The organism is Nostoc sp. UIC 10607 (assembly GCF_047228265.1).
In the GTDB taxonomy this organism is placed as follows: Bacteria; Cyanobacteriota; Cyanobacteriia; order Cyanobacteriales; family Nostocaceae; genus Nostoc; species Nostoc foliaceum_A.
The window spans coordinates 1-13,587 of the sequence record NZ_JBIQNW010000107.1 but is presented as its reverse complement, the minus strand read 5'-3'; the positions used below and the strand labels follow the sequence as shown (position 1 = coordinate 13,587).

Genomic DNA, 13,587 nt, shown 5'->3' with positions numbered 1-13,587 from the left:
TTCTTTGTACAAGCACTACTGGCTGATTCTCAGTCTCGCCCGTCTTTGCTTCCTAAATATTAGGCCTGAATCCTTACCTTGAAGCTAAATTTGATGACCTTAACAGAAACATTTCTTTACATCCATTTTAGGCTCTAGCCCATGAACATCTTTCATCGCACAAGGAGATTCTTTAGAGTTCGTAAGCCAATTGGATTTTTGATTTGAGACGATGAGTTAGCTTTAGAGCTACCCTTGTAGAAGAACAGAATCTCTCAACTACTCTTTGACTCATGATCAGGCTCCTTCAAGTCGAAAAATTTCCGATTCTGATGTTGCCGGAAATCGAGGCGTATTTAGAAAGTGGACTATTTCGTGGGATCGGCAAGAAAACTGCTCAAACTTTGGTCAACTGTTTTGGAACTGAGACTTTATCGATATTAGATAACAACCCCGAAAAACTTTACACTGTTCCCGGACTAACTCAATATCGTATTGATGGTATTACCAAAGCTTGGTCAGAGAGTAAAAAGAATCCGAACTTGGGAGTGATTACCCAACTTTTGGCTGTGGGAACTTCATTGAAGTTAGCTTTGAAAATTTGTGACTATTACGGACACAAAACTTCATATATTCTGCAAAACAATCCTTACAGATTAATTGATGACATTGACGGCATCGGTTTTAAAACTGCTGATGAATTAGCCATATCTCTTGGTATCCCGCTATACAGCGATACTCGTTATATCTCAGCTTTAATCCATGTTTTAAAATCCGGCTTGCGTGAAGGGAATTGTTTTTTACCGTTTGAGCAATTAGTAAGTATTGCCACTTCCCTGCTTTCTTCACCACAGCATACGCCCGATGTTCAATTTTTAAATACAATCATTCAACAGTTACTCGAAAAGGGGACTTTAGTTTCGGGTGATGTTGGTAATAGTGTTTATCTCAAAGCTGCTTATCGGGCTGAACTTTCTGTGACTTTGAAGATTCTTGCTCTCCTTGACCAACCAACTCACCCCACTGAACATTTAGAACACTGGTTAGCCCAATTCCAAACTACTGACTATCGCCAACTTTCACGTTTAAGTGATGAACAAATCAGCGCCTTGATGATGGCAGCCAAACATCCAATTAGCATTATTACTGGTGGCCCTGGTCGAGGGAAAACTTATGTACTGAAAACCTTGGTTGAATGGTTCATGCATACTGATAAAGCGATTGCACTTGCCGCTCCAACAGGGAAAGCTGCTAACCGGATGAAAGATGCTACAGGCATTGAAGCAACTACTATTCACCGTTTATTGCAATGGCAGGGAAACAATGCGGTTTTTCTTTATAACGAGGATAATCCTCTAAATCTTGATTGTCTAATCGTTGATGAATTTTCAATGGTTGATATATTTCTGTTCAATTCCCTACTCAAAGCCTTGGACAAAAAAACCAGAATTGTACTGGTAGGGGACTTTGATCAATTGCCCAGTATTGGCGCAGGAATGGTCTTGCGAGATTTAATTGTTTCTGAACTCGTGCCAACAACAAGATTACGGACGATTTATCGTCAACGGCACGAAAGCCCGATTATTTATGCCGCTAATGATGTCAATTCTGGCATAGTCCCTACACTGCACAATTTTAATCAAGTTTCTGATTGGATGGATGTCGGTGACTGTGCAATGATTCAAAAAGATTCGCCCCAAGCGACCTCCCAAGCCATCGTTGAGTTGGTTAAAGCTATTGGCCAGTCAGGTGTTGATTTAAATCAACAACTAATAATCTTAGCGCCCCAAAAACAAGGAGACTGTGGAGTTCACAATCTCAATCAGCTTCTTGCCCCTATCTTTAACCCAAAACAAGAAGATGAACCACAAGTTGTCTCTGGGTCGGTTGTCTACCGAATCGGCGATCGCGTAATCCAGCTGAAAAACCGTTATGAAACTGTCCCGCCTGTGATGAATGGTGAGATCGGTCAGGTTATTGCTGTGGAGCCGGAAAAATTTTTGGTTACGATCTCTTGGGAGGGCGGCGCAGTTGTTAATTATTATCCTGGCGACTTCGAGCAAATTATGCACTCGTTTTGTATAACTTGCCACAAGAGTCAAGGTAGCCAATTTCCTTATGTGATTTTCCCATTGGTCAGGGCTAATTACCGGATGTTAACCCGTCAGCTGCTCTACACGACTATGACTCGCGCAATGGGTACATTCATCGCAGTTGGACAGCATGAAGCATTGAAAACTGCTGTCGCTACTGATAAACCCGCCCAGCGTTTTACTGGACTAACCAATCTCCTCATTTCACCTGTTGAGCAACTTAGTGAAATCTGGCAGAGTTTGAGCAACACCAGAAAAACCACTTGTACGACAACATCTTCCCCTACTGTTACTGTCGCTTCTAGGCTACAACAACGCCAACTGACTGCAACACCTGGACAGATGACTACTATTGGTAGTCTTGCACTACAAATGTATGAATCCAAGTATGGTTATCGTCCGTCAAAACAGCCCGAACTTGTCGGGAAGTTTCGCTTTAATACTTATCACTATGAAACTACCGCAATTGAGTTGATTGATTCAGCAATTGACGCAGTTCTGCTCCAATAATAAAACCCATGCCCAAAATGAGAACAACGGTCGCATCCAACCAGACTACTCTTGAAGTACACTTTTAACATTTATGGCTATTCCAGCAACACAGTTAAAGATCGGCCAATCAGTGAAGTATCTGATCGGTACTCGAAGCGGCATGAGTGCGGCAATAACCGATATCAGCAAATCATCTCTTAGTCTCAAAAATACTCATATTGTTACTTTGACCTTTGATGATGATTCATTGCCAAACCACTTAAAAACACAACAACTAACTGTTTATGACGAATTGCTTGAAGGTTGTGAAATAATCACATTTTAAAAAATTAAAATTGGCAACAGCAGAGCACACATTCGCCGCGATAAGTTGAAATTAATCAAAATACTAACTTGCTGGCTGATAGAATCCCGTATTTTGGTTAAATTCCCATCCCAACCCTGCTCTATCCTTGTTCTTACACCATGCTACAAAAAGCGGTGGGGGAAGATTAATTCGCTCCTTGCGTACAGTTTCCTCACTTACACCAAGCCTCTTGGCCAAACCTTCTTCAGTTAACGGTTGCATTCGCGGACTTTGCCCAGGATAGGATGAATTGTTGTAGTACGATTTTTGGCCCCGCTTTTGTTGGTTGTTGAGATAGTCTTGAATTTTAATGATCGCCTCAGCCAACTGTGTCATTCGGGCTGTCATCTTTTCAATTTTTTGTTCTAAATTGGCGAGATTATCAATTGCTGTGGTTTGGTTGCTATTAGATTCATTTGAAAACTCTGACTCGAGCTTATCAAGTCTTTCGCAAATAGCTCTTATCGTTTCATTAGTCGGACTGCTGTGATTTTTATTACTCTCAACCAAGTACTTCTCTACACTTGCCTTAATCTTTGAATCTAGGCGTTCGTCTAAATCGTTACCACCTATTGCATCAACCTTATCTTGGGAATCGCCTAAGTAGAGTTCGATAAATTCGAGCAGCGTGGCTGTTGCTGTTGTGCCTTTCGAGTTGCAACAGGCGATAAACTGCTCCCACTTCCTTTGGTCACAGTTGAAAGATGCTAATTTTTTTTTCCGCCCTGTATTGCTCATGGAAAGCGTATCATCTAGGTAAACTTGGACTGCCCACGCTTATTAAATCGTGTAATTCATCATGATGAATTACCTTGATTATCATAGCCAAATGTGTCAGCGCATTCTTCAAGCGATGGCGTACTCGCCCGCCGGAGGCGATCGCTGCGCCACGAGATAACCGCAATCGTTCAGGCACTTACAAGTAATAAAATGCCCAGCCGTATCAAGGATATTTTGGCTACACAACTATATTTCTGGCGCTTTCGCCCTTCTCCCAAAGAGAGACGCACTCGCGTTCGGGGCGAAAGCTAGGCTCATAGCATTTTATTATTTGGATCTCCCTCACCCTGAAAATTGATTCAGGACAAGTTCGGAATCAATCGGAGAAAAGTTTGAGTTTTTGGTACGCAAGTTTTACCCGTCCGTTTTTTGAAGAATTTTTTATAGAGCAATCAAACCACTCTCAAAAAATAAACTGAAAATGACTTTATAGTTTTATGGCGTGATAGCGATTAAATAGCGGGCTATTCCGATAAGCTTGATTTGGTATGAAAGCAACAGAAGCAGGGAAGAATTTTGTACAAGTTTCTTAAAATAAGCACCTTTACCCGTTTTCTTTAACCCAAACCTACACCTGTAATATTTGTGTAGTTAACTGTTAAGAGTATGCTCTTTAAATTTTTATATCACTTATTAACTATAAAGCCATTTTTAGTTTATTTTTTTCACCTATCTTTAGGTTTTTCAATATAGGGGCATTGGCTATAGCCGAATGGCATGAAGAAAGGTAGTGTCTACCCCGGATTTCTCACCGATGCTCAAAGCCTGTGCTTGTGCTCTTGACTTGTGCTCTTGAGCAGGAGAGCAGAGGAGAGTTATTGTACAAGTTCTTTCCCCTCTGCCCCCCTTCCCTCAAGCTTGTGAGAAATGCGGGCTAGGTAAACTGGGACGAAGAGTGATTGAGTCAACCGATCGCTCATCATGATAAAGGTGATTATTGCTTGTGCAGCACGAGCGATGGCAGTCCCAAATGGCAATCGGCTTTTTATCCTGTGCCCTTAAATGGCAGGGGAATAGTACAGCATTAGTACACCGTTCTGGCTACAGGTGACGGGGGTATTCTGTTGCTGACAAACTGCCACAATTTTCACTTTGTCCGTGAACAGGGAAAGGGAAACGGTAGAGAAACTAGTACACATTGCAGTACAGTTCCACACTTTTTTCACCGAAATAAATCCTGGGACGGGAGCATCGGCGATAATGATTAACTATCGGGGGTAGCATCTGGGGTGAAAATTGACCGTCACGGAAAGGCAAAAGTTTTGTCGCCGGAAGAAATCCAGCGGCTATTCACTTCGGGGTTGACCACAGTCCGAGATAGAACACTTGGTGCGGTGATGCTGTACACTGCTTGTCGTGTCTCCGAATGCGTCACCCTAAAAATTCAGGATATTTATGACAGCAGAAGGCAAGTCAGGCCAGAACTGAACATTCGCAAAGGCAGCACGAAGGGCAAGCTGTCTACTCGTACAATTCCTGTGCTGGATGATCTGCGGCATCACCTGGAATTGTATAAACCCAAAGTTTCTTGTGATAATTATCTCTTTCCTGGACGCTGGGGGCGCGGTCATTTGCATGAGGATTATGCAGCACTAATTTTTCGGAGAGGGTGCAAACTAGTAGACATTGAAGGCGCAAGTACTCACAGTTGCCGGAGAACTGCACTGACGTTGATGAGCAATGCAGGAATTCCACTGAGAGTGATTCAGCAAATCAGCGGACATCGAAATTTGGAGCAACTGCAAGAGTATCTCGACGTAGAAGCGTCGCAAGTTCGGGGTGCGATCGCGGCATTGTCGATGCTGACACCAGTGGTAAAAGATAGTAGCAAAAGCGATAGCACTGCTGAGAACAATACTAAGTTGATGACGGATTTCTAGATCGGAAAATATAGGAAAGACGATCTAGACAGGAGTTATTCCAGATAAGGGATACAAGTATTTTCCCAAAAAGCCATTTACAATTCCATCGGCAACATTTCAAGCGAAAGCCACTGATAAAAATGAGGCACAGATTGCTCTAGGTTACGTAGCTCAGTCGCGGCGTAGGCTTTATCCCTCCATCGGCAACACCTCTTCATTCAGCAAGGCGTAAAATTCCGGGACTTGAGCCTCCACAAGTCGCAGTTCATTTGCCGCGATCGCCTCAAGTTCCAGCACGGTATCCCAGCGCAAATCCTCAACCCATCGCTTAAGGATGCCCTTAATCGCGTCCACCCCCTGCTTGATACCAGAGCGTAGCATTTCCACACAATGGAGTAAGGTAGTGCGATCGGTCGGAGGCGACTCAAATTCGGTAGTATCCTCCCCTTGGCAATGGGAGTTCCCTATAGCATTAGGGGGGGGTGTGGATACGGGCTGCTGATTGGGGTTTACACTATACACAGCAGGGGTTTGAGCAGCGTAATAGGTTCGATTTTCTTTTTGATTCCGCTTTTCCACGCGATGAGCAATTACATGCATTGCAAATTCTAATTCCTCTTTAGATAAAGAAAAAAGTTTCACCTGTTGACCCCGTTTACCCTGCTTACGGAAAGTCAGTTTTAGCCCCAGCTGCTCTACTAAAGTAGCTAGCAACCAAATAGGTTTACAGTCACTGGGAATGGTAAACCCAAGAATTGCTTTGACGTGAGCAGCACAATGTATAGCAATCTCCGTCATCTTGAGTAAGGTGGCATCCGAAGCGGCAACTTCCTCACCCCTCACTAAACGCTGAAGAATTTGATGCAGTCCCAGGTTAAATCTAGCAAGCCACCGTGCCGAGTAATTGCCCCAGTCGATGCACAAAGGTAGATTGTCGCGTTCGGTGCGGTCTTTTTGGGTGACAATTGTTGGTGGTGTAGGATAACTTTGCCCAGTTTTGGGGTCAGTAAACGATTCTTCGGGTGGGGCTAAAATGGCCTCAAGTCCAGCGATCGCTCTAATTAAGCGGCCACCTTTATCCATTTCTACGAGTGATTCGGTTACTTCTATGCCGTAAGAATCAGAAATGCGGAACTTTTCACATTCAAAAATTTCATTAGGGTCAAGGTAATCTTTGCTCTGACGGGTGCGGTACTCACTCAAAGTAATATTCTTAGCCTTGGCAACAGCCGAATTGTGGGCACTATCCAAAGCTTGTGCTGCCGCTTTTAAACTTTCAAGAGATTGAGGATCTGAATCACTTCCCACATATATAAATGTATTGCCCATTTCGGTGAGGAGCGATCGTAAATCATCACGCAGATTATTCAGAGAATAGTGGCGGTTGCCGAGAATTTGGCAGTAAGCCTCAAGCGCCCAATCTTTCTCTGCGCCCCGCTTACCCGTTTCTCTGTCAATCCGCAACAGAAAAGCGGTCATTTCATTGGTTTGGAGCAAGCGCTCTTTAATCTTGGTAGCATTGGTATCCTTGTAACCAAAGGGAGGACGCTTTGCCACCCAAATATGAAACGGGACTTTTGGACGATAGCGGTACAGTTGTTGAGCGCACTCAGTAGCAGTTTGGGAAACGCCGTGAAACACACCAAATACTAAGTCAAAATGATACTCAGAAATATCGACACCAGTACCGAGACTGGGAGAGGTGAACAAGGCATCAAAGTTTTTGACGGCGTTGGTGATATCTTTGATGAAAGCAACATTTTCATCACTGCCAGAATTGTCAGAGTGAACCGACCAGATACGCCATGAAGCCCTACGGGCCGGGCAAGGGGTAAGGGGTAAGGGGGAAAGGGTGGAGGAATCTGTTAATTCTTCCTTTTCCCCTTCCCCTTTAACCTTTTCCCCCACCTTTTCGTATTTGATAGTAAAGGATTTGTCGAGTTTTTTGATAAAACGCTTACTGTCACTTGCAACCATAACTTTCTCACCAAGCATCAGCGCTGCCGAGATTTGGGCGACTAGGGCGCTAGAATTATCCCCCTCGTACCAATAAATTGTGCGTGAACCGTTTCGCCACTCGTTTTTAATGATGTAAGGTACTTCACCTTTTGGTCGCATTGCAAGAAAGAAGTCTACCGTTAAATCATCCATGTGTGCATCAGCGATGACGACCAGTGGCGCGTTGTATACTATATATTCAAGGACTTCAAGTATTGCTGCACGGTGCTGTTTGCAAGTATTACTGTGTAGTAGGTGAGTGAGGTATTGGCAGGCTTCATCTATAAATATGCAGCCGTAGGTGAGAGACTGAGTATTCAGCTTATGCAGGCTGTCAATAGTAATACTAAGGGCTTGAGCCTGGGCTAAACCTGTGTAACCCAAGTCTGAATACATCGCCGTCCGCAAGCGTTCGGCAAGATTTTTCAGCAAATTTACGCGATGCCCATTGTTGAGGAACCGCGCGTCGGGGTTTTGGTCACGCCACCAGCGCATAAGTTCAGTTTTACCAGTGCCCATGTCGCTCCAGAGTACGACTAGTCCTGATTTTGGGAAATTGAAGGTAGGGGATTTCTTCGATTTGGATGAATCAACTCCGCCAGAATCGGTAGACTCCTTGTTTCGAGAATGTCCTTTTATAGATGGCGTGAAAAGTTGTTCCTTTTCAAGATCATAAAGCTCAGGCACTCTCAAGCATTTTTCTTCAAGTTCAGGAATGCACAAAGCCTCAGAGAGATACTTGACATTAACAGTGACATCTGGTTTGTATTTACTAAGTCCCCATTTCTTAGCCCGATATGATCGCTTGTAATCAGCAAGTGATTTAGCATCATCGATGATTGCGCTCAGTAGAGCGTTAGCATCTTCGCCCCGCGCCACAACAAAATCATCAACACCTTTCTCTGGGCCTGGTAACAGCGCAACTTCACATTCACAACCAGCCGATTCAATTGCTTTTGCAGTGCGAACAGTGGCTTGAAACACTGACCAACGGGTATTAGCTTTAGTTTCGTAGTCGAATAAAATAATGAACTTGCGCCCCGCCTGAGCCATTGGTACTAAGTCAGGATGCAACCGTTCATCAAAATCCCGTCTTCCGACCCGCCCGTTCCAAATTCCCGGAAGTGCGATCGCTACAAACCCCAAAGAGAGCAAGCAAGCGGCTTTCTTCTCACCCTCGCATAAGATAATCGGAATCTCTGGATGCTGCTTTACCCACTCCCAAAATATTAGTGGATTGAGTTGATCCAGTAAGCGCAATGTTAAAAGTGAATGATAGCGCTTAATTAAATAACGCTTTGCAACTTTGTCCCAGATGGGGTTAGCGACATCAAAGTAGGTAACGCGGTTGGCTGTCTTGGGTGGCGACTCGTATTTAACTGGTTTACCTGTTTCCCAATCAAAGCGCGGGAAGTTGGGCTTAATCCGCCCCCACTCCATCGGTTGCCAATTGTTGAAGGGGTCAAGAGATTGAATCCATGTTCCCCCCAATAATAGATGCTGATACATTTTGATGTATGCATCCGTGACTCGACCTGCATTTTTCCGAGGGATTTTGTTTGAGATGAACAGGTAGTCGTAGATTGTTTCCCCTTCAATGTGGAAGAAGTTGCGCTCAACCAGTGCTGGATGAATCGCACTACCAGCTGTTAGCTCATGGTGTTCGCTAGCTGTGAGGTTGTTGGGATATTCAATTGGAGAGGCTGCGCCTGGGTCAAGGGCAAAGGGCAAAGGGGAAGAGGAGGAAGAATTTGCTAACTCTTCCCCGTCCCTTTTCCCTTTTCCCATTAACCTTTCCCCAGTTTTTTTAGGGGTATTATTCATCGGCTCTCCCCTTGGAATCCCTTGGAGAGAGGTGTGTCTAATCTCAAAGTAATATCGGTGCCCAAACTTTTCCCACTCGCCAACGCCACAGCAGAAAGTTGCTGTGCGTAGACGCTCCTGCGGCAAGTCTCAGATAACGCACCATCCGACCCCATGCGCTCTAATACTGCGCTCTTGGGGCATTCTCTATTTATCACAATATTTTCCCCTGATAACTCGGTTTACAAGTTCAGAGGGGGTTACATCAGTTAACAGTCAACAGTTGACAGTTATCAAGGACTGTAAATTCCAACTGATAACTGGTAACAGGTAACTGTTATTCGCGCTACTACATCTTTTAACTACAAAATTCGCAATTTTTCTTCATCAAATTTAACTTTACAAAAACTTATGAATTTCGACAGCCAAAACTCACCGCAAGGAATGGACTTTCCAAGCGGCAGATCCTATAATGGATCTGGTAGCGCGGATTATACTCTCGGTCAAATTTAGTAGTCGTCTTGGTCGCCAAACTTCAACGACAACTTATTTTGTTCCTTCGAGATCAACCCCGCTCTAAATCGATATGAAATTTAAAGCACGCACAAAGCGCTACTCCTTAGTGGCGCTTTGTGCGTTAAATGCAGGTATTGTTGTATATTCACCTCTATTTTCGACTTTACGTAGATGATAACCTGATCTTACAGAAGTTCTGGTAATCTGTTGTTCTGTGAGATTTTTACTTTTCACTTTTAAGCTCTCCACACTTATGATGTTTGTTCTAAGTTTGCTATCAGGGGAAGGGTTTTGACTTAAGTAAACCTGCGCCAGATGTTACAATTAGACCTGATGATCGGTTTTGTCAGTAAGTCTAGCTACCTATGGAAGGTAGTTGCTGGTAAGAGATTGGTCAATTTCAGCTTTAAAATAGTTAACCTATAACCGTGAAAATGTATTCACAGGTATCTATTGCTATCTAAGCCATGTAACATTTTAAATCTTATAACTTGAAGCGCAGATTGTAATCCCTACTCTAAGTTAATAATTGTAAAGGGAATAGGGGTTGACAAGATTGGTCATAAGTAAGATGAAATACAGTACTGTTTGTAGTGGTATTACGGCTTAAACATGAACCCAAGTCAAAATTTAGACATAAAATCAGTACTTGACATACTAGAAGATCAAGTTTTTAGTTATACTGGAAAACGTTTGACTAAAGCTGAAAAGATTGTAATTGAAGGGTCTTGGCATGGTAAAGACTATAAGGAAATAGCAAGTGATTCTGGATACAGTGGGTATTATTTGCAGCAGGAAGTTGGACCACAGTTATGGACAACACTTTCAAAAGTTATCGGTAATGGGGTGCAGGTAAAAAAAATAACTTTAAAAAATATTTTGCTTAAAGTAGCAAAAGAGCATTGTATTAAGCTGGAAGCATCTAGGCTGGACAATGATTGTCTAGTGGGCAAGACGAGAATATATGGAGAGTTGCCTAAAGCAGCATTTTTCTATGGTAGAAAAAAAGAAATTATTGATTTAAAAAAGCAAATTAATTTTTCTAAAAAATCTTGCATAGCCATAACTGGAATAGGAGGAATAGGTAAAAGTCTATTGGTAGCGAAAGTAATCGAAGAAATACTTTTAGATAAATCAGATGCATATGAATACATCGTTTGGAATACAGTTACTCGTTATTCCTCGATTGATGAAATAGTCACTGAATTAATTAACATTTTCGACCTAGAGGCAGAGGAAGAAACTCTGCTAGACAAAATTTCTTTGCTATCAAAACATTTTCACTTGCATCGGTGTTTACTAATACTAGATGGTTTTGAAAAAGTGGCACAAGTAGAGAGTTTTAAAAGAAGATTAGAATATGAAGATTTTTTTGTTGGAATTACAAAAGGTCGTCATAAAAGCTGTGTATTAGTAACGAGTCAAGTGCCTTTAAAGGACATTGCTTACGTAACTCAAAGTCTGCCTATTGAATCTTTACGCTTGGAAGGATTAGACTCAAATGCTGCAATGCAAATGCTACATGATAAAGGATTATTTGGGGACGGATGTATACAATTAATTGAAAATTATCGTGGAAATCCATCAGAGTTAGATACAGTTGCTGAACGAATTAATCGCATTTTTGGAGGAAATGTCCAAAAATTCTTTGATTATGAAACTACGGTAATTGGACCTAGACTTAAAGTAATGCTTAATATGCAATTTGGACAAGCTGGGTTTTTAAGCGATCTCCAAAAACAAATTATGATTTTTTTAGCAGAAGAGCTATCAAAAGATTCAACTCCAATTCCTTTTTTTAAGCTTGTTAGTGGATTAAAAGAGCGATTAGGTTTAAAAGTGTCAGTTTCTGAAGTAATAACAGCAATGGAAGCCTTAGATGAACGTTCATTAATTGAAAGTAGTAGAAAATCAAGTAAACAGGAAGTTTGTTATAGTTTGGAACCAGTAGTTAAGAAGTATATTTTGGTCGATGCACTTGGCTTGGTGTACGATAAGAAAAGGGTATCACAAACAAGTAATGGCGTTCAGGAGCGAATGTGAGCTACTGTATAAATCCTCTTTGTACTCAGCGCCATAATCCTCATGATATTGAAAATTGTTTAGCTTGCGGGAATCCTTTATTAATAAACAAACGTTTTCGTTTGTTACATCCGTTACGTTCTTTAGATAGAGATCCATATACTTATACAGATATTTTTGAGGTTGAAGACGTTGGTATTGTCGAGGATGAGGATGATAGCACAGAATCCCATCCACACCCTCAAAGAAGAGTAATGAAAATCTTAAAATGGATAGACGAGCCTAAATTAGTTGAACTGCTTCGACGAGAATCAATTTTATTACAAATTCTTGACCATCCTGGAATCCCTAAGTCTAATAGAGGAGATTATTTTGCTTTGAGGCTGAATGACAATCGTTTAGAATTGCATTGCTTAGTAATGCAGAAGTTTGAAGGAGAAGACTTAGGGAAGTGGATAAAATCTTATGGAAAAATTCCTCAGAGCCTAGCACTTAATTGGCTTTCACAATTAATGGATATTCTTGATTTAATTCATCGCTCTGGTGTGTTTCATCGAGATATTAAGCCAAATAACATTATTTATCAACCTAACGGCAAATTAGCACTTATTGATTTTGGTGGGGCAAGAGATATTACTAGAACCTACTTAGCGAAAGTTAGTACTAGTGGAGGAACCAGCACAGGATTAGGTAGTGGGCATGACATAACTATCGTTCGGACAGCTTGTTTCTCCCCTTTAGAGCAAATTAATGGGCAAGCTGTACCACAGTCAGACTTTTACGCATTGGGCAGAACTTTTGTTAACTTAGTTACTGGTATTCCTTTAATTCAAATTAAAAGCGACGAAAGAACAGGGCGACTACTTTGGAGGAATAAAGCACCTCATATCGACAAATCTCTGGCTGATTTTATTGATGATTTGATGGCTCCCTTCCCAGGGCAACGCCCACAAAATACTCAAGTAATTTTGCAGAGGTTAAAAAGCCTTCCTCTACAAAGTAAAGTCAATAGATTAATCAAGTCTAAAAAAATTTTATTTGGTTTATTAGTTACATTAATTGCTTTAGGGCTTTTCGGAGGTTTCAAAGTATTTTTACCAGTAATGGCTAATAATTTAGTATTACAAGGTAAAAAGTCAGAACTAGCAAATGATTCGCAAACTGCACAAAAATATTTTAACCAAGCTATAGAATATAATGCTCAACTTAAACTTTCTGTTTCTCAGTTTTATTTAGAGCAAGCCGCTCGTCATTTTAACAACTTCAAACTAGCAAGAAAGTATTATGAGTTAGCCCTTAAATATAATGACAAAGATATAAATACTTATAATAGTTTGGCTGTAGTTTGTTGGCAGCTTGGAGAAATCGCTTGTGCCTTAGATAATTATCAGCATATTTTGAAATTAAAGCCTAATGATTGGGAGGGATATTATAGATTAGGAAGTTTTTATGATCAAGAAGGAAAAGAAGATTTAGCTCAAGAACAATATAAAATAGCGATTAAAATTAATAAAAAAGCAGTGCCTGCGCTCAATGATTTGTCACGCCTAAGAAATCTGAAAGAAGACTATACCCAAGGTACTACATTAGCGCTTGAAGGGTTGCGCTTAACTGAAGACCCAAAACTACAAGCTGCTTTATATAAAAATTTGGGTTGGGCAAAGTTCATGCAAAATCAGTATAACGAGGCAGAGAA

At 41.6% G+C, this 13,587-nt stretch carries 9 protein-coding genes; 6 read left to right on the top strand and 3 right to left on the bottom strand.

Going from position 1 to position 13,587, the window contains the following annotated elements:
* Window positions 1-272 precede the first annotated feature (272 nt).
* Both ACEYW6_RS34180 and ACEYW6_RS34175 read left to right on the top strand, forming a co-directional pair.
* Window positions 273-2,582 (top strand): ATP-dependent RecD-like DNA helicase, encoded by a 2,310-nt coding sequence (locus ACEYW6_RS34180; protein WP_412983296.1) that lies wholly within the window; start codon window positions 273-275, stop codon window positions 2,580-2,582.
* Window positions 2,583-2,655: 73 nt separating this feature from the next.
* Window positions 2,656-2,889 (top strand): hypothetical protein, encoded by a 234-nt coding sequence (locus ACEYW6_RS34175; RefSeq protein WP_100904243.1) that lies wholly within the window; start codon window positions 2,656-2,658, stop codon window positions 2,887-2,889.
* Between the two features lie 63 nt (window positions 2,890-2,952).
* On the opposite strand, the gene ACEYW6_RS34170 is transcribed toward ACEYW6_RS34175, so the two are convergent.
* The gene (locus ACEYW6_RS34170) at window positions 2,953-3,648 is read right to left on the bottom strand and encodes a hypothetical protein (RefSeq protein WP_412983295.1); all 696 of its coding nucleotides are present in this window, start codon (window positions 3,646-3,648) and stop codon (window positions 2,953-2,955) included.
* 93 nt (window positions 3,649-3,741) lie between these two features.
* On the opposite strand from ACEYW6_RS34170, the gene ACEYW6_RS34165 reads away from it, so the two are divergent.
* On the top strand, window positions 3,742-3,942 hold the full coding sequence (locus ACEYW6_RS34165; protein WP_412983294.1) for a hypothetical protein: 201 nt from the start codon (window positions 3,742-3,744) through the stop codon (window positions 3,940-3,942).
* Window positions 3,943-4,505: 563 nt separating this feature from the next.
* Here ACEYW6_RS34165 and ACEYW6_RS34160 read toward each other — a convergent pair.
* The gene (locus ACEYW6_RS34160) at window positions 4,506-4,667 is read right to left on the bottom strand and encodes a hypothetical protein (protein ID WP_412983293.1); all 162 of its coding nucleotides are present in this window, start codon (window positions 4,665-4,667) and stop codon (window positions 4,506-4,508) included.
* A gap of 252 nt (window positions 4,668-4,919) precedes the next feature.
* Here ACEYW6_RS34160 and ACEYW6_RS34155 point away from each other — a divergent pair, with 252 nt between their 5' ends.
* A complete protein-coding gene (locus ACEYW6_RS34155; protein WP_412983292.1) occupies window positions 4,920-5,570 on the top strand; it encodes a tyrosine-type recombinase/integrase in 651 nt (216 codons plus the stop codon).
* A 171-nt stretch (window positions 5,571-5,741) separates the two neighbouring features.
* Here the strand turns inward: ACEYW6_RS34155 and ACEYW6_RS34150 are convergent, their stop codons facing one another.
* Complete coding sequence (locus tag ACEYW6_RS34150; protein WP_412983291.1) at window positions 5,742-9,374, bottom strand: plasmid replication protein, CyRepA1 family; 3,633 nt, start codon at window positions 9,372-9,374, stop codon at window positions 5,742-5,744.
* A 1,107-nt stretch (window positions 9,375-10,481) separates the two neighbouring features.
* Between ACEYW6_RS34150 and ACEYW6_RS34145 the strand changes: the two genes are divergently transcribed.
* Both ACEYW6_RS34145 and ACEYW6_RS34140 read left to right on the top strand, forming a co-directional pair.
* Window positions 10,482-11,912, top strand: coding sequence for an NB-ARC domain-containing protein (locus ACEYW6_RS34145; protein ID WP_412983290.1), 1,431 nt, complete (start codon window positions 10,482-10,484; stop codon window positions 11,910-11,912).
* A partial coding sequence (locus tag ACEYW6_RS34140) for a protein kinase domain-containing protein (RefSeq protein WP_412983289.1) occupies window positions 11,909-13,587 on the top strand: 1,679 nt, incomplete at its 3' end. The genes ACEYW6_RS34145 and ACEYW6_RS34140, both read left to right, overlap by 4 nt.

Bases quoted from the DNA above. Each gene is read 5' to 3' on its own strand.
- ACEYW6_RS34150 (WP_412983291.1), bottom strand. From the start codon at position 9,374: ATGAATAATACCCCTAAAAAAACTGGGGAAAGGTTAATGGGAAAAGGG.
- ACEYW6_RS34170 (WP_412983295.1), bottom strand. From the start codon at position 3,648: ATGAGCAATACAGGGCGGAAAAAAAAATTAGCATCTTTCAACTGTGAC.
- ACEYW6_RS34180 (WP_412983296.1), top strand. From the start codon at position 273: ATGATCAGGCTCCTTCAAGTCGAAAAATTTCCGATTCTGATGTTGCCG.
- ACEYW6_RS34175 (WP_100904243.1), top strand. From the start codon at position 2,656: ATGGCTATTCCAGCAACACAGTTAAAGATCGGCCAATCAGTGAAGTAT.
- ACEYW6_RS34145 (WP_412983290.1), top strand. From the start codon at position 10,482: ATGAACCCAAGTCAAAATTTAGACATAAAATCAGTACTTGACATACTA.